Origin of the sequence: Hungatella sp. SL.1.14 (assembly GCF_024460495.1) — a bacterium.
Lineage (GTDB): Bacteria > Bacillota > Clostridia > Lachnospirales > Lachnospiraceae > Hungatella > Hungatella hathewayi.
In genome coordinates, this window is sequence record NZ_JANFYJ010000539.1 from 1 (window position 1) to 287 (window position 287).

Annotated in this window: 1 protein-coding gene; it reads right to left on the reverse strand. The window is 43.9% G+C overall.

Features of this window, described 5'->3' with window-relative positions; genetic code table 11:
- Positions 1 to 287, reverse strand: a 287-nt coding sequence (locus NE473_RS32205; protein ID WP_256265729.1) for an ABC transporter permease, incomplete at both ends; no start/stop codon positions are given.

Below are 287 nucleotides of genomic sequence, written 5' to 3' on the forward strand. Positions count from 1 at the left end.
TCATAATCATCACCCCTGGAAACATAACCAGATGCGGATAGTCACGAATCATATTGCGTCCGGCTGCCAGCAGCGCCCCCCACTCAGGATTAGGCGGCTGAATACTCAATCCAATGAAACTCAAACTCGAAGCAACAATAATAGCATTGGCAAGACTCATGGAGGCCGATATAATCAATGGTGACATTGCATTAGGAAATACATGTTTTGCTATGATCCGTAAATTTCCTGCGTTAATAGAGACAGCTGCTTCCACATATTCCTGTTCCCGGATACTAATCATTGAT